Source organism: Dyella sp. C9 (assembly GCF_003332825.1).
In the GTDB taxonomy this organism is placed as follows: domain Bacteria; phylum Pseudomonadota; class Gammaproteobacteria; order Xanthomonadales; family Rhodanobacteraceae; genus Dyella.
In genome coordinates this window covers 40,404-63,943 of record NZ_QIRF01000001.1, presented here as the reverse complement: position 1 = coordinate 63,943, position 23,540 = coordinate 40,404, and the positions used below count along the sequence as shown (strand labels likewise).

The 23,540-nt window shown below is 67.8% G+C and carries 25 protein-coding genes; 17 read left to right on the top strand and 8 right to left on the bottom strand.

The features are described 5' to 3' along the window. Positions 1-163: 163 nt before the first annotated feature. From pxpB to pcp, 6 genes are read left to right on the top strand one after another with little or no spacing between them, the layout of a single operon-like run. Positions 164-883, top strand: coding sequence for a 5-oxoprolinase subunit PxpB (gene pxpB / locus DVU99_RS00330; protein ID WP_114238216.1), 720 nt, complete (start codon positions 164-166; stop codon positions 881-883). Continuing rightward, entirely contained in the window at positions 880-1,872 is a 993-nt protein-coding gene (locus DVU99_RS00325) for a biotin-dependent carboxyltransferase family protein (protein ID WP_114238215.1), read from the top strand. The genes pxpB and DVU99_RS00325 overlap by 4 nt, the downstream gene beginning before the upstream one ends. Next, positions 1,860-2,642: a LamB/YcsF family protein gene (locus DVU99_RS00320; protein ID WP_114238214.1), complete on the top strand. Its 783-nt coding sequence runs from the start codon at positions 1,860-1,862 to the stop codon at positions 2,640-2,642. The genes DVU99_RS00325 and DVU99_RS00320 overlap by 13 nt, the downstream gene beginning before the upstream one ends. Beyond that, entirely contained in the window at positions 2,639-3,334 is a 696-nt protein-coding gene (locus tag DVU99_RS00315) for a DUF969 domain-containing protein (protein WP_114238213.1), read from the top strand. Before DVU99_RS00320 ends, DVU99_RS00315 begins: the two co-directional genes overlap by 4 nt. Positions 3,335-3,336: 2 nt before the next feature. Beyond that, positions 3,337-4,305 (top strand): 5-oxoproline transporter, DUF979 family subunit, encoded by a 969-nt coding sequence (locus DVU99_RS00310; protein WP_114238212.1) that lies wholly within the window; start codon positions 3,337-3,339, stop codon positions 4,303-4,305. Between the two features lie 23 nt (positions 4,306-4,328). Further along, positions 4,329-4,982 carry a pyroglutamyl-peptidase I gene (gene pcp, locus DVU99_RS00305; RefSeq protein WP_114238211.1) on the top strand — a complete coding sequence of 218 codons (654 nt, stop codon included), beginning with the start codon at positions 4,329-4,331 and terminating at the stop codon, positions 4,980-4,982. A gap of 12 nt (positions 4,983-4,994) precedes the next feature. Here the strand turns inward: pcp and DVU99_RS00300 are convergent, their stop codons facing one another. After that, on the bottom strand, positions 4,995-5,846 hold the full coding sequence (locus tag DVU99_RS00300; protein ID WP_114238210.1) for a plasmid replication/partition related protein: 852 nt from the start codon (positions 5,844-5,846) through the stop codon (positions 4,995-4,997). Positions 5,847-5,989: 143 nt separating this feature from the next. Continuing rightward, a complete protein-coding gene (locus tag DVU99_RS00295; protein ID WP_232823393.1) occupies positions 5,990-7,339 on the bottom strand; it encodes an amidohydrolase family protein in 1,350 nt (449 codons plus the stop codon). Positions 7,340-7,470: 131 nt separating this feature from the next. On the opposite strand from DVU99_RS00295, the gene DVU99_RS00290 reads away from it, so the two are divergent. The 6 genes from DVU99_RS00290 to DVU99_RS00265 all read left to right on the top strand — a co-directional run bounded on the left by DVU99_RS00290 (position 7,471) and on the right by DVU99_RS00265 (position 14,505). Further along, positions 7,471-8,412, top strand: a complete 942-nt coding sequence (locus DVU99_RS00290) for a peptidylprolyl isomerase (RefSeq protein WP_114238209.1) — start codon at positions 7,471-7,473, stop codon at positions 8,410-8,412. Positions 8,413-8,666: 254 nt separating this feature from the next. Then, positions 8,667-9,176, top strand: a complete 510-nt coding sequence (locus DVU99_RS00285) for a PadR family transcriptional regulator (protein WP_114238208.1) — start codon at positions 8,667-8,669, stop codon at positions 9,174-9,176. Between the two features lie 32 nt (positions 9,177-9,208). Further along, a complete protein-coding gene (locus DVU99_RS00280; RefSeq protein ID WP_114238207.1) occupies positions 9,209-10,003 on the top strand; it encodes a siderophore-interacting protein in 795 nt (264 codons plus the stop codon). A 110-nt stretch (positions 10,004-10,113) separates the two neighbouring features. Continuing rightward, complete coding sequence (locus DVU99_RS00275) at positions 10,114-12,282, top strand: AsmA family protein (protein ID WP_232823392.1); 2,169 nt, start codon at positions 10,114-10,116, stop codon at positions 12,280-12,282. 62 nt (positions 12,283-12,344) lie between these two features. Next, complete coding sequence (locus DVU99_RS00270) at positions 12,345-13,274, top strand: DMT family transporter (protein WP_114238205.1); 930 nt, start codon at positions 12,345-12,347, stop codon at positions 13,272-13,274. 118 nt (positions 13,275-13,392) lie between these two features. Continuing rightward, a complete protein-coding gene (locus DVU99_RS00265) occupies positions 13,393-14,505 on the top strand; it encodes a calcium:proton antiporter (protein WP_114238204.1) in 1,113 nt (370 codons plus the stop codon). Between the two features lie 5 nt (positions 14,506-14,510). Here DVU99_RS00265 and DVU99_RS00260 read toward each other — a convergent pair whose 3' ends face one another. Next, positions 14,511-15,413 (bottom strand): LysR family transcriptional regulator, encoded by a 903-nt coding sequence (locus tag DVU99_RS00260; protein WP_114238203.1) that lies wholly within the window; start codon positions 15,411-15,413, stop codon positions 14,511-14,513. Positions 15,414-15,587: 174 nt separating this feature from the next. Here DVU99_RS00260 and DVU99_RS00255 point away from each other — a divergent pair, with 174 nt between their 5' ends. Next, positions 15,588-16,229, top strand: a complete 642-nt coding sequence (locus DVU99_RS00255; protein WP_114238202.1) for an NAD(P)-dependent oxidoreductase — start codon at positions 15,588-15,590, stop codon at positions 16,227-16,229. 54 nt (positions 16,230-16,283) lie between these two features. On the opposite strand, the gene DVU99_RS00250 is transcribed toward DVU99_RS00255, so the two are convergent. The 3 genes from DVU99_RS00250 to DVU99_RS00240 all read right to left on the bottom strand — a co-directional run bounded on the left by DVU99_RS00250 (position 16,284) and on the right by DVU99_RS00240 (position 19,352). Then, on the bottom strand, positions 16,284-17,210 hold the full coding sequence (locus tag DVU99_RS00250) for a copper resistance protein B (protein ID WP_114238201.1): 927 nt from the start codon (positions 17,208-17,210) through the stop codon (positions 16,284-16,286). Continuing rightward, positions 17,207-18,922: a copper resistance system multicopper oxidase gene (locus DVU99_RS00245; RefSeq protein WP_114238200.1), complete on the bottom strand. Its 1,716-nt coding sequence runs from the start codon at positions 18,920-18,922 to the stop codon at positions 17,207-17,209. Before DVU99_RS00245 ends, DVU99_RS00250 begins: the two co-directional genes overlap by 4 nt. A 79-nt stretch (positions 18,923-19,001) precedes the next feature. Beyond that, positions 19,002-19,352, bottom strand: a complete 351-nt coding sequence (locus DVU99_RS00240; RefSeq protein WP_157971307.1) for a hypothetical protein — start codon at positions 19,350-19,352, stop codon at positions 19,002-19,004. Between the two features lie 123 nt (positions 19,353-19,475). On the opposite strand from DVU99_RS00240, the gene DVU99_RS00235 reads away from it, so the two are divergent. From DVU99_RS00235 to DVU99_RS00225, 3 genes are all read left to right on the top strand, one after another. Then, the gene (locus DVU99_RS00235) at positions 19,476-20,357 is read left to right on the top strand and encodes a 23S rRNA (adenine(2030)-N(6))-methyltransferase RlmJ (protein ID WP_114238198.1); all 882 of its coding nucleotides are present in this window, start codon (positions 19,476-19,478) and stop codon (positions 20,355-20,357) included. 91 nt (positions 20,358-20,448) lie between these two features. Beyond that, the gene (locus DVU99_RS00230; protein ID WP_114238197.1) at positions 20,449-20,967 is read left to right on the top strand and encodes a Slp family lipoprotein; all 519 of its coding nucleotides are present in this window, start codon (positions 20,449-20,451) and stop codon (positions 20,965-20,967) included. A gap of 45 nt (positions 20,968-21,012) precedes the next feature. Then, on the top strand, positions 21,013-21,921 hold the full coding sequence (locus tag DVU99_RS00225) for a cation diffusion facilitator family transporter (RefSeq protein ID WP_114238196.1): 909 nt from the start codon (positions 21,013-21,015) through the stop codon (positions 21,919-21,921). 9 nt (positions 21,922-21,930) lie between these two features. Here DVU99_RS00225 and DVU99_RS00220 read toward each other — a convergent pair whose 3' ends face one another. Both DVU99_RS00220 and DVU99_RS00215 read right to left on the bottom strand, forming a co-directional pair. Then, a complete protein-coding gene (locus DVU99_RS00220) occupies positions 21,931-22,326 on the bottom strand; it encodes a VOC family protein (protein ID WP_114238195.1) in 396 nt (131 codons plus the stop codon). Next, the gene (locus DVU99_RS00215) at positions 22,323-22,706 is read right to left on the bottom strand and encodes an MmcQ/YjbR family DNA-binding protein (protein ID WP_232823391.1); all 384 of its coding nucleotides are present in this window, start codon (positions 22,704-22,706) and stop codon (positions 22,323-22,325) included. Before DVU99_RS00215 ends, DVU99_RS00220 begins: the two co-directional genes overlap by 4 nt. A gap of 167 nt (positions 22,707-22,873) precedes the next feature. Here DVU99_RS00215 and DVU99_RS00210 point away from each other — a divergent pair, with 167 nt between their 5' ends. Then, the gene (locus tag DVU99_RS00210; RefSeq protein WP_114238194.1) at positions 22,874-23,482 is read left to right on the top strand and encodes a GNAT family N-acetyltransferase; all 609 of its coding nucleotides are present in this window, start codon (positions 22,874-22,876) and stop codon (positions 23,480-23,482) included. Positions 23,483-23,540: the final 58 nt, after the last annotated feature.

The following is a 23,540-nucleotide window of genomic DNA, read 5'->3' as shown; positions in this document are numbered from 1 at the left end:
CGCAAGCTCCTGCGAACCCTGCGCGCAGCGCCCGTTGTGCAGGTGCTGCATGCATCGCGCGGCCATCCTGTGGATGATGTGGGCAGTTCACCACGGCTCAGGGCCCGATGTCACCGCTGTACCCTCGCTTTTGCTTTCCGCTTCGCGTCCGCGGTGACACCGCGTGACGTCGCCGTGGCCTGGGCCCACCATCGAGCCACTGGCGGAAGACGCGCTGCTGCTGCGCTTCGGTGACGCCATGGACGCCGTGCTCAACGCCCGCGTGCATGCCGCCGCGGCGCGCCTGCGCACCTTGATCGCTACCGAGTGCGTGCCGGCATACGCCAGCCTGTTGCTGCGTTTTGACCCGCTCTCGTGGCAGGGTGCCGACGGCCAAGCTGCGCTGGAACGGGTGCGCGAGGCGGTATTGGCGGCGCTGCAATCAGCGGAGGAGTCGCCCGTACCGCCACGGGAGATCGTCATTCCCGTCTGCTACGGCGGCGAGCACGGCCCGGATATCGAGGCCGTGGCCCGCCATGCCGGCCTCGAGGTGGCGCAGGTCATCGAGCGTCATGCGGCGGCGCGCTATCAGGTGGCCATGCTCGGCTTCGCGCCCGGCTTCCCTTATCTGCTGGGCCTGGATGAGACGCTCGCCATGCCACGTCGCGCCGATCCACGGCTGCGCGTGCCGGCGGGCAGCGTCGCCATCGGCGGCCGACAGACCGGCATCTACCCGCAGGAGCTGCCTGGCGGCTGGCACCTGATCGGTCGCACGCCATGGGCCGTGTTCGATCTGCGGGCCCGCGCACCGGCCTTGCTGCGTCCCGGCGACCACGTGCGCTTCCAGCCGATCGACGCCGTGCAGTACCGACAGCTGTCGCAAGCCACGGATGCAGCCCGATGAGCGTGCACGTGCTCAAGCCCGGCCTGCTCAGCAGCCTGCAGGATGGCGGACGCAGCGGTTACGCCGCCCTGGGCATCGGCCGCGCGGGCGCCATGGACACGCCCGCGTGGCAACTGGCCAACGCGTTGGTCGGCAACCGCGGTGACGAGGCGGCGCTGGAGTTCACCCTGGTCGGCCCGACACTGCAATTCGACCAGCTGACGACGATCGCCTTTACCGGTGCGCCGGTGGATGCACGCGTGGGCGAGCGATCGCTGCCCGGCTGGACCTGCTGCCTGCTGCCCGCTGGCAGCGTGCTGCGGCTCGGCGGCATGGCGCGCGGCTGCCGCGGCTATCTCGCCGTGCGCGGCGGCTTTTCGGCGGAACCGGTACTGGGCAGCCGCAGCATCGACCTGCATGCCCGGCTGGGACCGTTGGGCGGCCGCGCACTGCAGGCCGGCGACGCATTGAGCGTGGGCGAACACGCGCCGTGGCACGGCCTGCGTTGCCATGCGAAAGCGACACCGCTGTCGTGGGGACTGGACCCGCAACCCTGGTTCGATTTCGGCCAGGAACCACTGGCGCTGCTGCGTGGCCATCACTTCGACCAGTTGGACGACGCCTCGCAGCGCGCGCTGTTCGGCGCAGGCTTCAGGCTCGGCAAGGACAGCAACCGCACGGCCACCCGGCTGGACGGTCAACGCCTCAACCTGCGTGCGCCGCTGGAACTGATATCCGAAGCCACCCTGCCCGGCACGCTGCAGTTGCCACCGTCGGGCCAACCGATCCTGCTGCAGGCCGAGGCGCCGGTTACCGGGGGCTATCCGCGCATCGGCCAGCTGTCGGCAGTGGACCTGCCACGGCTGGCCCAGCGCCGCCCCGGCGATGCCGTATGCTTCCGCGAGACCACGCTGGAAGAGGCGTCGGCACGGCTGGCGCAACGCCAGCAGCGACTGCAGCGACTGCTTCAACGCATTGCATTACGACTGGAATCCGCATGCCCTCCCTAGCCACCAAGACCATCGACATCAACTGCGACCTGGGCGAATCGTTCGGGGCGTGGCACATGGGCGACGATGCGGCGCTGCTCGCCGTCGTCAGCTCGGCCAACATCGCCTGCGGCTTCCACGCCGGCGACCCCGACATCATGCGGCGTACCGTGGCGTTGGCCGTACAGCATGGCGTGGCCATCGGCGCCCACGTCTCGCTGCCCGACCTGCAGGGCTTCGGGCGGCGCGAGATGGCGGTGACGCCGGCCGAGGCTTATGCGATGACGCTGTACCAGATCGGTGCCCTGCACGCCTTCGCGCATGCAGCGGGCACGCGCCTGCACCACGTCAAGCCGCATGGCGCGCTGTACAACATGGCCGCGCGCGATGCCAGGCTCGCACAGTCCATCGCCGAGGCCGTGCGCGATTTCGACGCCTCGCTGTGGCTGTTTGGCCTGGCCGGCTCCGAACTCGTCGACGCCGGCCGCAACGCCGGCCTGCAGGTGGCGTCCGAGGCGTTCGCCGACCGAGGCTATCGCGCCGACGGTTCGTTGCAACCGCGCAAGGAGCCCGGCGCGCTGATCACCGAAAGCGACGAGGCCATCGCGCAGGCCATGGCGATGGCGCGCGAAGGCCGGGTACGCGCGGTGGATGGCAACATCGTGGAACTGCAGGCCGACACCTTGTGCGTGCATGGCGATGGCGCGCACGCGGTGGCGTTCGCGCGTAACCTGCATGCCGCGCTGGAAGCCGCCGGCATCACCATTGCGGCGCCGGGTGCCAACGCATGAACTACTGGCCACTGCTCGGCGTCGCGGTGATCGTGGCCGGCTTCGCGCTTCGCTTCAATGCGGTTCCGGTGGTGGTGTGCGCGGCACTGGTCAGCGGACTGCTGGCCCATCTACCCGTACCCGCCCTGCTTGCGCTGCTCGGCAAGAGTTTCGTTTCGGCGCGCATGCTGTTGCTGTTCGTGCTGACCCTGCCAGCCATCGGCCTGCTGGAGCACGCCGGCCTGCGCGAGCACGCGCAGCGCTGGATGACCCGGCTGCGCGGCATGACGCTTGCGCGCCTGCTTATCGGCTACCTGCTGGTGCGCGAGCTATTGGCCATGCTGGGGCTCACCGGCGTGGCCGGCGCACCGCAGACGGTGCGCCCCCTGCTGGCGCCGATGAGCGAGGCGGCCGCGGAGAAGATCCTGCCCACGCTCGATGCCCGCGACCGCGATGAATTGCGCGCCGTGGCCGCCGCCACGGACAACATCGGCCGTTTCTTCGGCGAGGATGTGTTCATCGCGCTGGGTGCCGTGCTGCTCATCCAGGGCTTCTACGCACAGCACGGCATCGACCTCACGCCGCTGTCCATCGCACTGTGGGCCCTGCCCACCGCCATCGCGGCGTTCGTGATCCAGTCGGTGCGCATCTGGCTGTTCCAGCGACGCCTGCGACAGCGCGCGGCCCGCCTTCAACGCGACCCGGTGGCCTGAGCATGCTGCGCATCCAATACGCCTACTGGCTGATCGCCCTGTTCCTGCTGTTCACCGCCTGGCGCAACCTGCGCGAGGGCCACGGCTGGCGCAGCGCGTTCTGGGGGTTGCTGGGCCTGCTGTTCGGCGGCGGCGACTACGTGCTGGCGCAGCAGGCGGCGGGCCATCCGCTGCCCGCGCAAGGCGCAGGCCTGACAGTGATCGCATTGGCCCTGCTGGCACCTCGGCTGCGTCGCCACGCGCAGGCCGACACCGGCAGCGCCGAACAGCGCATGCAATCGGCGATCCGGCTCGGGCATCGACTGTTCATGCCCGCCGTGCTGATCCCGCTGGTGACGCTGCTGGTGGCGTTGTTTGGCGCGCACCTGTCGATCGCCGGCCACGCGGTATTCGCGCCCCAGCAGATGACGCTCACCGGTCTCGCACTGGCCTGCGTAGTGGCGCTTTGCGCGGCGGCGTGGGTAACGCGCTCGCCATTGCGCGACGGCCTTGCGCAGGGACGCCGGCTGCTCGATGCGATCGGCTGGGCCGCGCTGCTGCCGTTGCTGCTGGCCGCGCTCGGCGAAGTCTTCACCCAGAGCGGCGTGGGCGCGGCCATTTCCGCGCTGGCCAATGCGGTATTGCCCAGCGGCAACGCGTTCGCCTGCCTGCTGGTGTTCGCATTGGGCATGGTGCTGTTCACGGTGATCATGGGCAACGCCTTCGCCGCGTTCCCGGTGATGATGGCCGGTATCGGCCTGCCATTGCTGGTGCACCAGTACGGGGCCCACCCGGCCATCCTCGGCTCGATGGGCATGCTGTGCGGCTACTGCGGCACCTTGCTCACGCCCATGGCGGCCGACTACAACCTGGTACCGGCGGCACTGCTGGAGCTGCGCAGCCCCTATGGCGTGATCCGCGCGCAGGCGTGGAGCGCGGCGTGCATTTTCGTTGTCACCTTCCTGATGATGTGGCTGCTGGTCTTCCGCTGAGCAGCCCGTAGCGAGCATCCACCATGAGCAAGACACCACGCATCCTGCTGACCGGCTTCACCCCCTTCGGCAACGAGGACATCAACCCGTCGTGGGAGGCAGTGCGCGCGCTGGACGGCCGGCACGTCGGCGACCACCGCGTGGTGGCACGGCTGCTGCCCACCATCTTTGCCGACGCCCAGCGCGAACTGGCGCTGGCCGTGCAGGACATCGAACCGGTGATCCTGCTCGGCGTGGGCCAGGCCGGCGGGCGCAGCCGGCTGTCGATCGAACGCGTGGCCATCAACGTGCAGGACGCGCGCCTTCCCGACAACGCGGGCGCGCAGCCCATCGACGAACCGGTGCTATCGGAAGGCCCCGCAGCCTACTTCAGCACCTTGCCGATCAAGGCCATGCTTGCCGCCCTGCAGGCGCAGGGCCTGCCCGCCGAGATCTCCAACACCGCCGGCACCTACGTGTGCAACCACGTGGCCTATCTCATGCTGCACCACGCCACCCGGCGCCAGGGCGCGCGCGCGGGCTTCATCCACATTCCCTACCTGCCGGTGCAGGCGGCGCGCCTGCCGCAGGCGCCCAGCATGAGCCAGGAAGACGTGGTGCGCGGCCTGGGCATTGCGCTGCAGGCCGCCGTGGAGCACCGCACCGACACCCGCCTTGGCGCCGGCGCGCTGGACTGAGCGCAACCGCGGTCAGTCGTCGACCGGATGCTGGAAACGCGCCAGCTGCTGGCGCAACGCATCGTTGTCCTTGGTCAGTTCTTCCACCTGGGCGGTGAGTTCGGCGACGCGGCGACGCAGGGTCGGTACATCCTCCTCCACGGCCGCATCCGGCGAGCCCCCCTCCTTCGGCGGCTTGCGGCGGCTTTCGCGCACGCGCTTGGCCACCTGCTTGAGCTCGTCGCGGCCACCCATGGCGGCGGCGCGCTGCTCTTCTTCCGGCAGGCTGGCCACCACCGCGGCGGCATTGATCGACAGCTCGCCGGATTTCACCGCTGCCACCACTTCGGGCGTGGCCTGCTTGTGGATCTTCTCGATCGCCGTCACCTGGCTGCTGCTCAGGCGCGCCTCGCGCGCGATGGCCTGGCGACTGGGCAGTGGCACGGGCTTGGTGCGCGGTTCGACCCGCGCTTCGGTGGATGCCGGCTCGGGCGTGGCGTTGTCCTCTTCGGCCTCAGCCGCCGGCGCAGGGGCGGCAGCCTGCGGCTTGGCCTGTTCACGGCGCGCGGCGAGGATCTCGCGCTTGCGCAGGGCCAGCACGCCACGCTGGAAATCGGACACGCTGCGGCGTCCCAGGTGCTGCTCGATCATCCACAGGTGCACGTCTTGCATGGACCGGAAGCGGGTGTTCTGCACGGTCTGGAACGGCAGGCCATGCTTCTGGCAGATGCCGTAGCGGTTGTGGCCGTCCACCAGCACGTCGCCCCACAGCACCAGCGCGTCGCGGCAGCCTTCCGCGAGCAAGCTGCGCTCCAGCGATTCGTATTCCTCGGCCGTCAGCGGGTCGATATAGGCCTTGAGTTCTTCGTTGACGACAATGTCCATCGGATAGCAGCGGTACAAATTGGGGGCGCGCATTGTAGAGAAAGCGCGGCGCCGGTGCCGCATGCATCGCCGTCGGGCCGATACCCACGGGCCGCTGCTCACCTCGCCCCCCGGTGCGGGCAGGCTTGACGGGCGAGACTCCGCTAGGGTTGGAACGCCGTCACCGCGCCGCTGACCTCACGCCCCCGGTGCCATACCGCGTCAATCCGGTCCACCGCGCCGATGTCCTGCGTGGGGTCATCCGCCAGCACCACGAAATCCGCCCGCTTGCCGGGTGCCAGCACGCCCCGGTCGGACAGGCCCAGCAGGCCGGCCGCGCTCTGCGTCGCCAACTGGATCGCCTGCAGCGGCGTGAGGCCGGCGTCGGTGAGCAGCTTCAGCTCCCGGTGTTCGGCAAAACCCGGCACGCGCAGCGGCGTAGCGCCCGAATCGGTGCCGAAGCCGATCTTCCCCCCGGCGTCGTAAAGCGTCTTGAGGTTGTGCTCGTTGGTGGCCAGCGATTGCCTGTTGGTGGCGATGTCGGCGCTTTTGGCCAGCGTGGCCTGCCGCCAGTCCGGGCTGGCCAGTTGTTGCCGCAACGGCGGCTGCAGGGCGTGCGCCACGAAAGGCTGGTCCAGCAGTTGTGGCTGTTCGGCAAACAAGTAGAACGACTCGTCCAGCCCCAGCGTGGGGATGTACCAGGTGCCGTGCACCTTCATCGCGTCGATGAAGGCCTGGTCCACCGGCCGGTCGCGTACGCCATGGGCGAGGATGTCCACGCCATCGGCCACCAGGCGCTTGGCGTCTTCGAGGTAATACACGTGCGCGGCCACGCGCAGGTGCTGCGCATGCGCCTCGTCGATCACCGCCTTGTAGACCTCGGGGCTCATCCTGGCTGGCAGCGTGCCGTGGAAATCGTCCAGCCACAGCTTCACCAGGTCGGTGTGCCGCGCGGCCATCTCGCGCACGTCCTGGCGCGCCTGTTCCGGCGTGTCGGGGCGATAGAGCTGGTCGGGCTGCACCTTCACCGGCGGCGCGCCGCCCTCGACGCCAATGCCGCGATCGGCGCCGAACATGTCGCTGCCCGCCAGCGTGCCCGCATGGGCCTGCGGCCTCAGCTGGTAGAACACCGGCCCGTTGAGTCCCAGCGACATCACCGTGGTCACGCCATAGGCCTCGAACTGGCGCAGCTGACGCTCGATGTTGGCCACCGTCGCGTTGGCGCCATCGGCACGCGTGCCATCCACCAGGCCCAGATGCGAGTGATCGCTGATCAGGCCGGGCATCACTGTCTTGCCGGCGAGATCGACCACTTGCGCACCCGCAGGTGTCGCCATCGAGGCCGGCCCCACGGCGGTGATGCGCTCGCCCTCGATGACCAGGGTGGTGTGTTCGCGCGGTGGCGTACCGGTGCCGTCGATCAGGCGAGCGTCCTTCAGCACGGTGACCGTCGATGCGGCCGCCGCGGCAGGTATCACGCCAAGGGCCAAGGCCAGCGCGGCAACGGCACACATCCCGCATCGCATCTCGATCACCTGTCGCGCCGACCGGTCGGTCGTACCGCTGCATCACACCATGCCGATCGTCGCGGTCACGTGCAGGTCCTGCTCTGGTAACGTGGTCCTTTCATCGAATGGGGGAATCTATGCTGCGTCACTGCCTTGCCACCGCCCTGGCCCTTGCACTCGCCCTGCCCGCCCTTGCGCAAGCCGCCGGCGACGCCACGCCCGCGCATACGCCAACGCCAAAGGAACTGCTGGCCAAGTCGCAACCGCAGGAGTGGCGCACGCCCGCACCGGACAACCTGATCGTGATGCAGCTGCCGCAGGGACAGGTGCTGATCGAGCTTGCGCCGGATTTCACCCCGCTGCACGCCGCCAACATCCGCACCCTGGTGCGCGAGCACTACTTCGACGGGCTCGCCGTGGTTCGCGTGCAGGACAACTTCGTCACCCAGTGGGGCGACCCGGAGGACGACGATGACGGCAACAAGAGCAAGCTGCGCCCGCTCGGCACCGCCAAGGCCAAGCTGCCGCCGGAATACACGCGTCCGCTCGATCCCACATTGCCGTTCACGGCGCTGCCCGACGGCGATGTCTATGCATCGGAAGTGGGCTTCTCCGAAGGTTTCCCGGTGGGCCGCGATGCCACCCTGGGCCAGGAGTGGCTCACCCACTGCTACGGCATGGTCGGCGTGGGCCGCGACAACGAGCCCGACACCGGCAACGGCAGCGCGCTCTACGTGGTGATCGGCCAGGCCCCGCGCGGGCTGGACCGCAACCTCGCCGTGGTCGGCCGCGTGCTCAAGGGCATGGAATACCTGTCCGGCCTGCCGCGCGGCACCGGTCCGCTGGGCTTCTATGAAAAGCCCGAGCAGCGCCTGCCGATCCGCACGGTACAGCTGGCTTCGGCATTGCCGCCGGTGCAGCGCCCCACGATCGAGGTGCTGCGCACCGACAGCGCCACCTTCGCCGCGCTGATCGAGGCCAAGCGCAACCGCCGCGACGATTTCTATCGCAACCCGGCCGGCAAGATCGACCTGTGCAGCGTGAACATCCCGGTGCGCGAGGCTGCGGCCAAGCCCTGATCCGGCGACGCCCGCCATGCACCCACGACGCCGGCCTTGTGCCGGCGTTTTTGTTTTCACGTGTGCTGCGAAGTATCCCAAGCAGAGCCGATCCCTGTAAAAGCGCACCCTCTGCGCGAACGCTCTTCGCTCCGATGAATCGCGCGCAGGGTGCGCTCCTGCAGAAAAGCCCAAGGCAGGGGCGCCGCCCCTTGCACTTGCGACGGCCACCAATTTCGATATATCGTTTTTAGATCGATATATCGAAATAGTCCATGACCCCGTCCTCCGACAGCACCCACAACACGCCCCGCGGCGGCAGTCGCCTGCTCGGCCATGGCGACTTGCGCCTGCTGCTGCTGGCCCTGATCGAGCAGCAGCCGCGCCACGGTTACGAGCTGATCCGCCTGATCGGCGAGATGTTCCATGGCCACTACACGCCCAGCCCCGGCGCCATCTACCCCACCCTGACCCTGCTGGAAGAGCTGGGCCAGATTCAGGTTGAGCAGGCCCACGGCAACCGCAAGCGCTATGCCATGACCGAGGCCGGCCACGCCTTCCTGGCCGACAACCAGGACGCCGTCGAGGCCATGACGCTGCGTACACGCCACGCCGCGCGCACCGCCGCCAAGATGGCCCTGCCGCCCGTGGTGCGGCAGGCCATGCACGAGCTCAAACACGCGCTGATGACACGCGGCAAGGCATGGAATACCGCCGAGGCACGCCGTGTCGCCGCGCTGCTGGACGATGTCGCCCAATCGATTGCCACCCCACCCGAGCACTGAGCGCCCCGCGCGCCCCCAACGCGAGACTCCCCATGACCCGTCATGCCCATCAAATGCAGCGCCACACCGTAGTCCTTCGCCAGATCGAAGTACTGCGCGTGGAACGACTGTCCCCCTACATGCAACGCATCGTCTTCGGCGGCGAGGCCCTGCGCGGCTTCCTCAGCGCGTCGCCGGACGACCACGTGAAGCTGTTCTTCCCCAACGACGACGGCAAGCTGGTGCTGCCGACGCCGGGCCAGGGTCGCCTGGAATTCCCCGAAGGCGAGCAACCTTCGCCGATGCGTGACTACACCCCGCGCCGCTACGACGACGAGTTCAACGAACTCACCGTGGACTTCGTGCTGCATGGCGACGGCCCCGCCGCCACCTGGGCCGCACAAGCGCAGCCTGGCCAGCACATCGGTGCGGGTGGCCCGCGTGGATCATTCATCGTGGCCAACGATTTCGACCATTACGTGCTGGTCGGCGACGAGACTGCGCTCCCCGCGATCGGCCGCTGGCTGGACGAAATGCCGTATGGCATGCACGCCATTGCACTGGTGGAAATTCCAGGCAGCGCTGATCGACAGGCACTGAGCTCACGTGCCGACATCGAGCTCACCTGGTTCGAACGCGAGGGCCAGGACGCCGCCAACAGTCGCCTGTTGGAGCAGGCGCTGGAACGCTTGCCTCAGCTGCCGGGCGACACCTTCTGGTGGATCGCCGCTGAATCCGGTCGTGCGCGCCGCATGCGCCAGTACCTCACCGACGAGTTGGGTGTGCCCAAGGAATGGGTGCGTGCCACCGGCTACTGGAAGGCCGAAGGCACTGTCGACGAAGAGTGAGCGGATGAACTTCGCCTGAGCCAAGCACGTTTTCACCACGAAAATTTGCCACTTGCACGGCTAAGACGTAAGGCAACGACCGGCCTCGGCCGGTCCTGCCGGAGATCGTCATGCCCTGGCGCAGAAGCAGGCTGACATGGTTCGTCTACATGCCGCTGGCCATCGTGCTGCTGTTGATCGTGGTGTTGCTGGTCGTGATCGCCACGTTCGACTGGAACCGGTTAAAGCCGACCATCGACGCTCGCGTGAGCCAGACCATCGGACGCCCCTTCACCATCAACGGTGACCTGCACGTGGGTTGGTCACGCCAGCCGGGGGAAAGCGGCCTTGCCGGGCTGGTGCCCTGGCCGACACTGGAGGCGCGCGATATCACCATCGCCAACCCCGACTGGGCGGCGCAGCCGCAGTTCGCCCAGCTCGATGCGCTGCGTTTCCGGCTGGCACCCCTGCCCCTGCTGCTTCATCGCGTCGAGATACCCACGCTCTACCTGGTGCATCCACGCATCGACCTGGAGCGCGACGCACAGGGCCACGCCACCTGGGACTTCACGTTTGCCAGCAACACCGAGCCCTCGGCCTGGACGCTGGACCTGCGCGCGATCGGTTTCGACCGCGGACATATCGCGCTCGACGACGCCAGCAACAAGGTGAAGCTGGAGGTGGCGGTGGAGCCGTTGCAACATGCCGTGGCCTATGAGGACATCGTCGCCCAGCAATCATCGGAGGCCCGCGATCAGGCCACGCGTATCGTGGGCGCAGGGGCACGCAACGCGCTGGCCGCGTCGGCGAAGGAGAACCAGGCTCAACCACGTGGCACCCGCATTCCCTACCAGTTCGCATGGCAGGCCGAAGGCAGTTACCAGGGCGCCACGACCAGGGGCAAGGGCAAGATCGGCGCGGTGCTCGCCCTGCAGCAGACCGACCAGCCGTTCCCGGTGCAGGCCGATGTGTTCGTGGGCGACAGCCATATCGCGCTGGTCGGCACGCTCACCGATCCGCTGCACCTGGCGGCGCTGGATATCCGGCTGTGGTTCTCCGGCAGCAACATGGCCAAGCTCTATCCGCTGACCGGCATCACCCTGCCCGACACGCCACCGTACGCTACCGAGGGCCACCTGAAGGCGACACTCAAGCGAGGCGACAGCCATTTCACCTACGAGCACTTCCGTGGACGCATCGGCGGCAGCGACGTTGCCGGCGACCTGGCCTTCGACACGGCCGGTCCACGTCCGAAACTGAGTGGCCAGGCACGCTCCAGCACGCTGCGCTTCGTGGACCTGGGTCCGCTGATCGGCGCCGGTTCCAACGCACAGAAGCAACAGCGCGGCGATGCCACGCCGCAGCCGTCCGGCAAGGTGCTGCCGGTGGAGCCGTTCCGCACCGATCGTTGGCGCGCGATGGATGCCGACGTGCAGTTCAGTGCGGCGCACATCGTGCGCGAGGCGGCGTTGCCGATCGACGCGCTGTCCACCCACCTCGTGCTCGATGCCGGCGTACTGACGCTCGACCCGCTGTCGTTCGACCTGGCCGGCGGCAAGGTCGACAGCAACCTGCGCCTGGACGGCAGCCGCACGCCCCTGCAGGGCGCGATCAGGCTCAAGGCACGCCATCTCAAGCTCAAGCAGCTGTTTCCCGCCCTCGAGCCGATGCGCACCAGCCTGGGCGAGATCAACGGCGATGCCGCGCTGGATGCGCGCGGCAATTCGGTGAGCGCGCTGCTGGGCACGGCCACCGGCGAGGTGAAGCTACTGATGAACGATGGCGCGATCAGCAAGACCCTGCTGGAGACCGCGGGCCTCAATGTCGCCAACGTGGTCATCGGCAAGCTGTTCGGCGACAAGACGGTGAAGATCAACTGCGCCGCCTCCGACCTCACCGCCACCGATGGACTGTTCCAGACCAACCTGTTCGTGCTCGACACCGAGGACGCGACCATCACCGTGGACGGCACGGTCAACTTTGCCAACGAGCAGTTGAACCTGGATGTTCGTCCGGACGCCAAGGGTGTGCGCATCTTCTCGCTGCGCTCGCCGCTTTACGTCAAGGGCACGCTGAAGAATCCCGACGTGGGCGTGCAGCCGGGGCCGCTGATCCTGCGCGGTGGCGGCGCGGTCGCCCTGGGCGTGCTGGCCGCGCCGGTGGCGGCGCTGCTGCCGCTGGTGGCCACCAGCAAGGGCCAGCCGGACAACACCTGCACCACCGTGCTGGAGCAGATGCGCGGTCCGTCGAAAGCCCGGCCGGTACCGGCCCCGGCGAAACCCGCCACCGGCGCACGCTGAAACCACCCGCCACGAAGCGCCGGCCATTAGAATGCGGCGCTCCCTTTTCCTCGTGCCCGTCCATGCAACCCGTCGCCAAAGCCCGCTGGCAGATCCACTTCTGCGTACTGCTATGGGGCTTCACCGCCATCCTCGGCAAGCTGATCACCCTGCCCGCCCTGCCGCTGGTGTGGTGGCGCATGCTGCTGGTGACGGTCGCGCTGCTGCTGATGCCCAAGGTATGGCGCGGCCTCAGGGCCATGCCGGTGCGCCTGCGCTGGGCCTATGCCGGCATCGGCGTGGTGGTGTCGCTGCACTGGCTGACCTTCTACGCGGCGATCAAGCTGGCCAATGCCTCGGTGGGCGCCACCTGCATCGCGCTGGGGCCAGTGTTCCTCTCGCTGCTCGAGCCGTGGATCGCCAAGCGCAGGTTCGATCCGCGCGAGCTGCTGATTGGCGTGGCGGTGGTGCCTGGCGTCGCGATGGTGGTAGGTGGCGTGCCGGTGGACATGCGCGCCGGCATCGCCGTGGGCGCGCTATCGGCGTTACTGGTGGCCTTGTTCAGCTCGCTCAACAAGCGCCTGGTCGAACACGCGGACCCACTCACCGTCACGTTCGTGGAACTGGGCACGGGCACGCTGTTCCTCACCCTGCTCGCCCCGCTGCTGCCGCATGCGGGGCCGGCCTTCGTGCTGCCGAGCCTGCACGATGCCGCGCTGCTCACCCTGCTCTCGTTCGGCTGCACCCTGCTGCCGTTCGCGCTGGCCCTGGTGGCGCTGCGCCACCTGAGCGCGTTCGGCACGCAGATGGTGACCAACCTGGAGCCGGTCTACGCGATCGTGCTTGCCATCGTGCTGCTGGGTGAGCAGCGCCAACTGGACATCTGGTTCTATGCAGGCGTCGCGGTGATCCTCGCGGCGGTATTCGCCCATCCGTTGCTGACCCGCCAACGCGGCAAGCCGAGCCAACCCGAACTGCTGGGCACCGCCGAAAGCCACAGCGTGGTGGAATAAGCCGCAGTTTTTTGCGGCGGCATACGCCAAACGGCGGCCTTCGCCATGCCGGCGCCGCGATTTAGAGTACGTCGGGCCGATCAAGCCGGCGTCCGCCGCGCCGCATGGGGTGCCAGCGATGAAGTCCAGCCGAGTGCCCGCGCTGCTCAGGGCCGAATGGTTCCTCGCCATCAGCGTGGCCACCTCGCTGGCCTTCCTCTGCTTCGGCCAGCGCCTGCTCTCCGGGCTGGACTGCATGAGCTGGCTGGCCCTGGTCTTCGTATGGCTGTTCGCAGCGATCCTGGGCTCCGCGCTGTCGGTCGTGCGACACGCCGAACGCCTTGGCGAACTGCTGGGCGAGCCCTATGGCACGCTGGTGCTCACGCTCTCGATCACGGCCATCGAGGTGATCAGCATCACCGCGATCATGCTGCACGGTGCGAACAACCCCACGCTGGCGCGCGACACCTTGTTTGCCGTCACCATGATCGTGCTCAACGGCATGGTGGGACTTTCCCTGTTGACCGGCGGCTGGCGACATCGCGAGCAGCACTACAACCTGCAGGGCGCCAACGCCTACCTGGGCGTGGTGATCCCGCTGGGCATCCTCGCGCTGGTGATGCCCGATTTCACCACCACCACGCCGGGCCCCACGCTGTCGCCGTCGCAGGAGACCTTCATCGCGGTGATCTCGATGGGCCTGTACATCGCCTTCCTCGTGCTGCAGACGCGGCGGCATCGCGCGTACTTCGCCACCGAGGACGAGGAGGAAACCTCACTGGGCCTGCATGGCGGCGCTGCTCGCACCGTGCTGCATGCGGTCCTGCTGCTGGCCTACATGGTTCCGGTGGTCTATCTCGCCGAGCAGCTTGCCCACCCGGTCGACTATGTCGTGGAGACGCTGCAGGAACCCGCCGCGCTCGCCGGCCTGTGCATGGCCGTGCTGGTGGCCACGCCCGAGGCGATCGGTGCGGTACGCGCGGCGCACGGCAACCACCTGCAGCGCTCGGTCAACATCTTCCTCGGCTCGGTGTTGTCCACCATCGGCCTCACCATCCCGGCGATCCTGCTGATCAGCCACCTCACCGCGCACCCGATCGTGCTCGGGCTGCAGCACACCGACCTGGTGCTGTTCCTGCTCACCTTCACGCTGTGCCTGGTGACCTTCTCCAGCGGGCACACCAACGTGCTGCAGGGCGCGGTGCACCTGATGCTGTTCGTTGCCTACCTGTTCTTCATGTTCCAGGGCTGAACGCTTCAGGCATCGGGCGTACCCAGCCAGGCGCGCATGTGGTCGATGAAGGCACGTACCTTGGCCGGTGGCTGGCGGCCGGAGTACACCGCATAGATGCCGCACTCGGGCAGGCTGTATTGCGCCAGCACCACCACCAGGCGTCCCTCGCGCACGTCGTCGGTCACCAGGTAATCAGGCAACACGCTGATGCCGGCGCCATGCGAAACCAGTGCATGCGCCGCCGCCACGTTGTTGGCCTGGGCCACCTGGCGCATGCGCACCGTGCGGCGCGAGCCATCGGGGGCAGTGAACGTCCAGCGCAGCGGCGAAGACAGCAGGGCCAGCGACACCCAGTCGTGGCCGGCAAGCTCCGCCAGCGTGCGCGGCCCACCGTGGCGGGCCAGATACGCAGGAGCGGCCACCAGCAACTGGCGGAATCCACCCAGTCGCGCCGAGCGCAGGTTGGAATCGCGCAGTCGCCCCATGCGTATGGCCAGGTCGAAGCGCTCGGCGATCAGGTCGCTCACGTGATCGGTCAGCGACAGGTCCACCTGTATCTGCGGATGCGTGCGCATGAATTCCGCCAGCGCCGGCGCCACCACGGCGGTGCCGTAGTCGCCCGTGGCGGTCAGTCGCAGCGTGCCGCTCGGCATCTCCTGGTTGCGTCCCACCTGCTCGATCGCCGCGGCCGCCTCATCGAGTATGCGCACGCAGGCGGCGTGAAACGCCGTGCCTGCCTCGGTCAGCGTCATGCGCCGCGTACTGCGCAACAGCAGTGTCACACCCAGTTCGCGCTCCAGCCGCGCGATGTGCTGGCTCACCATCGCCTTGGTCATGCCCAGCGCCTCGGCGGCGGCGGTGAACGATCCGGCGCGCACCAGCGCCACGAATACCGCGAGCCGGTTGAGATTGACCTCGCCTGCCATGCACCTGTCCATTCACGTCATTGTCAATTAGAACTTTACAGTGATTTCCCTTTTGATGCGTTTATCCGCCCGTACGGCTGGCGCATGATGCGCTCCCAACGCATGCAGGCGGCACGTTCACGCAGCAGGCGTCATCGTGCCCCGTCACCCCGTCCCCACTGGAGAGCTGTATCCATGAAGATCGCCCTGTTCGGCGCCACCGGCCATATCGGCCATGCCATCCTCGACGAAGCCCTGTCGCGCGGCTACGAAGTCACCGCCATCGTGCGTGATCCCTCGCGCCTGGCCACGCACAACGCCCACCTCAAGGTGGTCACCGGTGACATCGCCAAGCCGGACAGCTGGGTCGATGCCGTGCGCGGCGCCGACGTGGTGGTGGCGAGCATCTCGGCACGCCGCGATGGCAACCCGGACAGCATTCCGGCCAACGCGGTGACCCTGCTCGACCATCTCTCCCAGGCTGGCGTGAAGCGCCTGGTGTGGGTGGGTGGCGCAGGTTCGCTGGAGACCGCGCCGGGCGTGCGCGTGATCGACGACCCGCACTTCCCCGATGCCTGGAAGCCGGAGGCCACCGGCCAGGCCAAGGCGCTGGATGCGTTCCGCGCCAGCAAGGCCGACGTCGAATGGACGTATATCAGTCCAGCCGCGTTGATCGAGGATGGCGCACGCACCGGCAAGTACCGGGTGGGCGGCGACCAGCTGCTGGTGGATGCCCAGGGCAAGAGCCACATCACCGTGCCCGACTACGCCGTCGCCCTGCTCGACCGCGTCGAGAAGAACGACGCGCGTCGCCAGCGCATCACGGTGGCATACTGAGCGATGGGACGGGCGGCCCTGCCGCCCGTCTTTCCCGCACACCGTGCGCTCGAACTAGAACCACAGGCGCACGCCAGCCACCCAGGTGGTTTCACGCGCGTGCCATGCTGGCGTGCCGGCTTGGTCAAGGTCGCCCCAGCGGCGCATCCACTGCACGCCGATGTAAGGGGCGAACTTGCGGCTGAACTCGTAGCGCAGGCGCAGCCCGGCCTCCATGTCGGACAGGCCCGAACGGATGCCGCGCTGCGGATCGTCCTTGCCGTACAGGTTCATCTCCAGCTTGGGTTCAAGAATCAGCCGCTGGGTGAACAGCCATTCGTAGCTCGCTTCCAGCCGCAGCGCGGTGCGCCCCTCCTCACCGGCATAGAAGGTCGCCTGCGTTTCGAACCAGTACGGCGCCAACCCTTGCGCGCCGAGCGCCAGCCACTGGCGGTTCGGGCCCTGCCCGAAGTCCTGCCGCACGCCGAGCTGGCCATCCCAGAATGCGCTCAGCGCATGGCTCCACAACAGGTCGATCCGGCCATCTTGCGTTCCGTCGCTGCCACGCTCGCCTTCGGTCTTGAACCATACGCGATCGATCGCATTGCCCCACCAGCCCTCGGCCTCCCAGTTGGTGGCGTAGTCGCCATCGGTGCTGCGGCTGCGCTCCAGCCGATCCACCAGCAGCATGCCCAGGGGCGCCGCATCGTCCATCTGCATCAACTCAGTCATCTGGGCCGGCGTCATGTCGTGCATCACCAGCGCAGGCGGCGGTGGCGATACGTGGCCGTTGACCGGCATGACCATGTCGTGCATGGAATGATCGTTGCCGGACGTTTCCTGCGAAGTGGCGTGATCGTGCGCAGGAGCCGACGCCTCCGTGCTGTTTCCCGGCTGGCCTGGCATCGCCATGCCGGGCATGCCGTCCATCGGCGCGCTCTGCGCATGCAGTGCCAGGGGCAACACGGCGAGCGCCAGGGTGGTGAGAATGCGCCCGCTCATGCCACCACCACCTCGCGGAACATGCCTGCCTCCATGTGGTACAGCAGATGGCAGTGGTAGGCCCAACGTCCCACCGCATCCGCACTCACGCGATAGCTCAGCTGCTGTGCGGGCTGCACCACCACGGTGTGCTTGCGTACCTGGAATTCGCCATCGGGTGACTCGAGCTCGCTCCACATGCCGTGCAGATGGATCGGATGCGTCATCATGGTGTCGTTCACCAGCACGATGCGCACGTGCTCGCCATGGCGCAAACGCAGTGGCGATGCACTGGAATAGCGCTGCCCGTCGAACGACCACAGGTAGCGTTCCATGTTGCCGGTGAGGCGCAAGGTCAGCTCACGGTCGACCTTCGGCGAGATCGGCGTATCCAACGCATGCAGGTCGGCGTAGCTGAGCACGCGCCGGCCGTTGTCGCGCAGACCGACACCCGGGTCGTCGAGGTTGCGGCGCGGCATCGGCACACGCATGTCCACTTCAGGGCCGGTCTTCAATGGCGCAGGGGGCGCCATCGGCATGGCCGACATGTCCATGCCAGCCATGTCATGGGGCATGCCGTGGCCCATGCCGGCGTGATCCATCGACCCCATCATGTCGCCCATGTCCAGCAACCGACGCGGATCGAGCGGAGGCACCTCGGCCACCATGCCTGCGCGCGGCGCCAGCGTGGCGCGCGCATAGCCGCTGCGATCCATGCTTTGCGCGAAGATGGTCCACGCGCGGTCGGCCGACGGCTCGACGATCACGTCGTAGGTTTCGGCAGTACCGATGCGGAACTCGTCCACCGTCACCGGGTCCACCGGCTGGCCATCCGCCGCCACCACCGTCATCTTCAAGCCCGGGATGCGCACGTCGAAGAAGGTCATCGAGGCGCCATTGATGAAACGCAGCCGCACTTTGTCGCCCGGGTCGAACAGGCCGGTCCAGTTCCCTGCCGGCGTAGCGCCGTTGACCAGGTAGGTATAGGCCGCCGCCGAGACATCGGCCAGGTCGGTGGGATCCATGCGCATCTGGTTCCACATGCGGCGCACGGCCAGTGCCTGCGATACGCCGTCGCGCCCCGCGTCACGCAGGAAGTCACCCACCGTGCGCTTGCCGTAGTTGTAGTAGTCGCCCTGTTTCCTGAGGTTGGCGTAGATGGTTTCCGGATCGAGGTCGGTCCAGTCGTTGAGCAGCACCACGTAGTCTCGCTGCACCGCGTGCGCCTCGCCGTCCCGCGGCTCCACCACGATCGGCCCGTACAGGCCGGTCTGTTCCTGGAAGCGCGAATGGCTGTGGTACCAGTAGGTGCCCGCCTGGTTCACCGTGAAGCGGTAGACGTATTCGCCACCCGGCGGAATGCCGTCGAAGCTCAGGCCCGGCACGCCATCCATGTCTGCCGGCAGCACGATGCCATGCCAATGGATGGAGCTGGTCACTGCCAGGCGGTTGCGCACGCGCAACGTCACCGACTCACCCTGGCGCCAACGCAACAGCGGCGCTGGCAGCTGGCCGTTCACCACGGTCGCGATGCGCCGGCGCCCGGTGAAATCCACCGGCAGTTCGCCGATTTCCAGTTCGAAATGATTGCCGCGCAACTCCGTGCGCGGGGCCGCCTGCGCGAATGCGTTGCCGCGCCAGAGCCCGAGGCCGGCGGCAACGCCACCCAGCGCCAACCCTTGTACGAAACGCCGCCGCGGCAGCTGAAAGCCGCGCGGTTCCTGCTTGTTCATGCACTTGCTCCGTCATGCGCGCCGTGTCGCAGGCGCGTTCCGTCGGCCGGCGAACCGGCTCCCTGCTGCGAACAGAGACTCAGGCGACCGGTGGTCGCAGTGGCGGCTCGTAGAGCGGTTGCGGGGCGACCTCGCGATGGCGCGCCCAGTCGACGCTGGCAGGCGCCAGCGGAATCACGTGCGGCACGATGCCGGCCGGCACGTTGGCCGAGGCCGGCGCGCAGCAACTGTCGCCGGCACTGGCCATATGCCCCATGCCGTGAGCATGGGAATCCGCACCATGCGGCATCGCCATGGCCGGATAGGCGCCCATCTGGCCACAGCAATCGGGTTGCGCCCAGGCCACGCTGGAGAGCGTCAGCCACGCGCATAGCGCCAGCGCGAACAGCACGCGGCAACGATGCAAATGGCGGGACAGGTGGCGGAACATGGGCGCGAGCATAGCCAGCCGGGTGTGGCCGGCTCAACTCTGGAGCAACCTCCACCGGGGCCGCAGCCCGCGCGATACCGCCCTCCCCTATAATTGCCTACCATCCGGCGCCCCTGGTCGCACATGAACTACCGTCACGCCTACCACGCCGGCAACTTTGCCGATGTCCTCAAGCACTCGGTGCTGTTTGCGCTGATCGAGGCGCTGCAGGCCAAGCCCACGCCGTTCGCCTTCATCGATACGCATGCCGGCAGCGGCTGCTACGCGCTGGACAGTGCCGAGGCAGGCAAGACCGGCGAATACCGCGACGGCATCGCCCGCCTGCTGTTTCCCGACCTCAATCCTTCGCAGGCACCCGCCAGGCCGCTGCCTCCGCTGCTGCGCCGCTGGCTGGACAGCATCCTCAGGCTGCCCGGCAACGAGCACGGCCTGAAGCTGTATCCCGGTTCGCCGCTGCAGGCCGCCCGCGCCATGCGCGAGACCGACAGCGCCCAGCTGTGCGAGCTGCATCCGGAGGAAGCCGTGCGACTGCGCGAGCTGTTCCACCGCGATCACCGCGTGCATGTACACCAGCGCAACGGCTACGAGGCACTCAAGGCCCTGTTGCCGCCGAAGGAAAAGCGCGGCCTGGTATTGATCGATCCGCCCTACGAGGCACAGGAAGCCGAGTACCGCGTGATCGAGCAGGCGCTCAAGGCTGCGCTGCAGCGCTGGCCCACCGGCGTGTATGCGGTGTGGTACCCGATCAAGCTGCGCAGCCAGGTGCAGCCGTTCCATCGCTGGCTGCAGCACTGCGGCTCGCGGCGCGTGCTGCGCGCCGAACTGCTGGTGCATCCGGACGACTCGCCGCTGCGGCTCAACGGCTCGGGCATGGTGATTCTCAACGCCCCGTGGAAACTGGACGAGACCTTGCGCGAGGCCATGCGCGCGATGGCACCCATGCTGTCGCAGGAGCAGCCCGCGCAGTGGCGGCTGGACTGGCTGGTCGAGGAAACCGCCAGCTGAACGCAAGACGATGCGTCCGCGCATCGCCTATCGCACCACTGCAACGCGGGCTAAGCTCATGGCTTCCAAGCCTGGGGAGCCGGAGCCTGCCATGTCCATTCGACTCGTCGTCCTGCTGCGCCACAGCCTGCTCCCGGCCAGCCTGCTGGCACTGGCCGCCTGCGCACCCGCACCGATCTACAAGCCCACGCCGGCCACGGTGGCGGTCGCGCCGAACATGGTCACCCAGTCGCCCGACCGCTATGCCAACGCCGACGTGATCTGGGGTGGACGCATCGTCGAGGTGCGCAACCTGCCCGACCGCAGCGAAGTGGAGATCGTCGGCTATCCGCTGGACAGCTCGCAGCGCCCCAAGGTCGACAACAACGGCGGCTGGGGGCGCTTCATTGCGGTGATGCCCGGTTACGTCGAATCGTTCGACTATCCCACCGGCGCGCTGATCACCCTGGCCGGGCGCATCACCGGCGACCGCCCCGGCCACGTGGGCCAGGCCGACTATGTGTTCCCGCTGGTGAGTGTGGCCCAGTCGCACGTATGGACCGCCAGCGAACTGCAGGCAGGACGCTCCAACGTCAGCTTCGGCGTAGGCGTAGGCGTCGGCATCCGCTAGCCGCGCCAGCCACTACACTGTGGCCCTCGTCCAAGGGAATGCACGATGTCCGGCCACGCCAATTCGCTCAGGGCCATCCTGCTCGCCCTGGGCGCCAATTTCGCCATCTTCCTCAGCAAGCTGGTGGCTGCGCTGATCACCGGCTCGGGTGCCATGCTGGCCGAGGCGGTGCACTCGCTGGCCGATTGCGGCAACCAGGGGTTGCTGCTGTTCGGCATGCGCCAGGCCGACCGACCGCCCTCGGATGAATACCCGCTGGGCTGGGGCCGCGCGCTGTATTTCTGGTCGTTCCTGGTGGCCATGCTGCTGTTCAGCGTGGGCGGCATGTTTTCCATCTACGAAGGCATCCACAAGCTCGGCCACCCCGAACCGCTGCGCTGGCCATGGCTGGCGATCGGCGTGCTGGGCTTTGGCGTGGTCGCCGAGTCGTTCTCCATGCATGGATGCCTGCAGGAAGTGAACAAGGCGCGCCAGGGGCGCAGCCTGTGGCGCTGGTTCCACGAGACGCGTTCGAGCGAGCTGCTGGTGATCTTCGGCGAAGACTTCGCCGCCCTGCTCGGCCTCAGCGTGGCGCTGGTGGCCGTGCTGGCCACCATGATCACCGGCAATCACCTTTACGACGCCGCCGGCACCATCGTGATCGGCGTGCTGCTGGTGGTGGTGGCGGTGGCGGTGGCCAACGAGGTGAAGGACCTGCTGATCGGCCAGGGCGTGGAGCCCAGGCGTCGCGAGGAAATCATCGACTTCATCAACGCCCGCCCCGAGGTGGACGTGGTGCTCAACCTGATCACGCTGCAGATGGGGCCGGACGTGATGGTCGCGGTCAAGGCACGCATGGCGCCAGCTCCCGACCAGGCCGCGCTGATCGCGGCGATCAACAACGTGGAGCGCGCCATGAAGGCCCGCTTCGGCGACATCCGCTGGAGCTTCTTCGAGCCGGACGTCACCGACTGAGGGGCGCCGCTACAAGGCCTTGAGCTGCAGCAGGTCCCACTTGTTGCCGTACAGGTCCTGGAACACCACCACCGTGCCGTAGGCCTCCTCGCGCGGCTCTTCGCAAAACGTGGCGCCGGCCTCCTTCATGCGCTGGTAGTCACGCCAGAAGTCGTCGGTATGCAACAGCAGGAACACCCGGCCGCCGGTCTGGTCGCCCACGCGTGACTGCTGCTCCGGCGTGCTGGCCTTGGCCAGCAACAAGCGTGTCTCGCCGGCACCCGGCGGCGTCACCACCACCCAGCGCTTGCCGCCGCCCATGTCGGTGTCTTCCAGCAGCCTAAAACCGAGGACCCGGGTGTACCAGGCAATCGCCTCGTCGTAGTCGGCCACGACCAGGGCAATGCTTCCGATGTATTGCTTCACGTGTCCTGCTCCGGGGGCCAGGGGCCAAGGGCCGCCTGCATCTTCTTGGTGAGTTTCCCGCGCACCAGTCCGTAGGAAGTACGAATCAGGCCGGCAAGCTCCTCGGTGGCAAACCGCTGGGGCTCCACCACGCCGACCCAGTGCGAGCGCGCGAGATAGGGGGACGGGATGATACCCGGCTGGTCGGTCAGCTCAAGGAAGCGCTCGTCCGCCACCTTGAACGTCAGCCTGCCGCCGACGTCGGCCGGGGTGATGACGAACATCTTGCCGCCCACGCTGAACACCAGTTCCGCGCCCCACTTGATGTCCCGGGTCACCCCAGGCCAATGGCCGCACAAGGTTTCCAGCTGCCGGATGGTCATGCCCTTCGATGTCGCCATACCCTTCACCCTCCCTCGACGCCCGAGGCGCCTGGATGACGCATTGTGGATCACTCGCGCATCGCTTGCCGTGGCGCAATGCGGTGCGGCAGACCACCGCCATAATCCACCGTATCCAAAGGGATTTTGTTCATGTTGCAGCGCACACAATACGGTAAAGTATGGCAATGAGCCCCGCCATCGACTACTCCAACGCCCGGCACGCGATGATCCCCCCGCGCAGCACGGAACGCTTTGCCCGCCCGCGACTGGTCGAACTGCCGCGGCCCAAGGGTGAAATCGTCCACACGCATGATGGCCGCGAGCTGCGCCTGCGCAACATCGAGCCGGGTGACGAGGCCGCGCTCAAGCGCCAGTTCTCGCGGCTGTCGCCCGAGGACATTCGTCGCCGCTTCCTGCACAGCATGAGCGAGCTGCCCGACTCCATGGCCCGACGCCTGTGCCGCATCGACCCAGCCATCGAGACCGCCTACGTGCTGATGGACGAGACGGTGCGCCCAGCCGAGCTGCGCGCCGTGGCACGCATCTTCGTGGACGAGTCCGCCAACAGCGCCGAGTTCTCGATCCTGGTCGAGCATGACTGGGCCCGACAGGGCCTCGGCGCCCTGCTGATGCAGCGCCTGGTCGACGACTGCCGTCGCCGCGGCCTGGACGAAATCTGGGGCTACGTGCTGATCGAGAACCGCCCCATGCTGCAGCTGTGCAAGGAGCTCGGTTTCGTGCGCCGCCTGACCCCGGACGAACCGGGTACCACGCAGATCGCATTGCAGCTCTGAGGCTGCACCCCCACATGCAGATGTGAACCACCGCCCCGGCTTGCCGGGGCGGTCGCGT

Coding starts and splice junctions, on each gene's coding strand:
- DVU99_RS00325 (WP_114238215.1), top strand. CDS start 880: ATGAGCGTGCACGTGCTCAAGCCCGGCCTGCTCAGCAGCCTGCAGGAT.
- DVU99_RS00320 (WP_114238214.1), top strand. CDS start 1,860: ATGCCCTCCCTAGCCACCAAGACCATCGACATCAACTGCGACCTGGGC.
- DVU99_RS00315 (WP_114238213.1), top strand. CDS start 2,639: ATGAACTACTGGCCACTGCTCGGCGTCGCGGTGATCGTGGCCGGCTTC.
- DVU99_RS00310 (WP_114238212.1), top strand. CDS start 3,337: ATGCTGCGCATCCAATACGCCTACTGGCTGATCGCCCTGTTCCTGCTG.
- pcp (WP_114238211.1), top strand. CDS start 4,329: ATGAGCAAGACACCACGCATCCTGCTGACCGGCTTCACCCCCTTCGGC.
- DVU99_RS00300 (WP_114238210.1), bottom strand. CDS start 5,846: ATGGACATTGTCGTCAACGAAGAACTCAAGGCCTATATCGACCCGCTG.
- DVU99_RS00295 (WP_232823393.1), bottom strand. CDS start 7,339: ATGTGTGCCGTTGCCGCGCTGGCCTTGGCCCTTGGCGTGATACCTGCC.
- DVU99_RS00290 (WP_114238209.1), top strand. CDS start 7,471: ATGCTGCGTCACTGCCTTGCCACCGCCCTGGCCCTTGCACTCGCCCTG.
- DVU99_RS00285 (WP_114238208.1), top strand. CDS start 8,667: ATGACCCCGTCCTCCGACAGCACCCACAACACGCCCCGCGGCGGCAGT.
- DVU99_RS00280 (WP_114238207.1), top strand. CDS start 9,209: ATGACCCGTCATGCCCATCAAATGCAGCGCCACACCGTAGTCCTTCGC.
- DVU99_RS00275 (WP_232823392.1), top strand. CDS start 10,114: ATGCCCTGGCGCAGAAGCAGGCTGACATGGTTCGTCTACATGCCGCTG.
- DVU99_RS00270 (WP_114238205.1), top strand. CDS start 12,345: ATGCAACCCGTCGCCAAAGCCCGCTGGCAGATCCACTTCTGCGTACTG.
- DVU99_RS00265 (WP_114238204.1), top strand. CDS start 13,393: ATGAAGTCCAGCCGAGTGCCCGCGCTGCTCAGGGCCGAATGGTTCCTC.
- DVU99_RS00260 (WP_114238203.1), bottom strand. CDS start 15,413: ATGGCAGGCGAGGTCAATCTCAACCGGCTCGCGGTATTCGTGGCGCTG.
- DVU99_RS00255 (WP_114238202.1), top strand. CDS start 15,588: ATGAAGATCGCCCTGTTCGGCGCCACCGGCCATATCGGCCATGCCATC.
- DVU99_RS00250 (WP_114238201.1), bottom strand. CDS start 17,210: ATGAGCGGGCGCATTCTCACCACCCTGGCGCTCGCCGTGTTGCCCCTG.
- DVU99_RS00245 (WP_114238200.1), bottom strand. CDS start 18,922: ATGAACAAGCAGGAACCGCGCGGCTTTCAGCTGCCGCGGCGGCGTTTC.
- DVU99_RS00240 (WP_157971307.1), bottom strand. CDS start 19,352: ATGTTCCGCCACCTGTCCCGCCATTTGCATCGTTGCCGCGTGCTGTTC.
- DVU99_RS00235 (WP_114238198.1), top strand. CDS start 19,476: ATGAACTACCGTCACGCCTACCACGCCGGCAACTTTGCCGATGTCCTC.
- DVU99_RS00230 (WP_114238197.1), top strand. CDS start 20,449: ATGTCCATTCGACTCGTCGTCCTGCTGCGCCACAGCCTGCTCCCGGCC.
- DVU99_RS00225 (WP_114238196.1), top strand. CDS start 21,013: ATGTCCGGCCACGCCAATTCGCTCAGGGCCATCCTGCTCGCCCTGGGC.
- DVU99_RS00215 (WP_232823391.1), bottom strand. CDS start 22,706: ATGGCGACATCGAAGGGCATGACCATCCGGCAGCTGGAAACCTTGTGC.
- DVU99_RS00210 (WP_114238194.1), top strand. CDS start 22,874: ATGAGCCCCGCCATCGACTACTCCAACGCCCGGCACGCGATGATCCCC.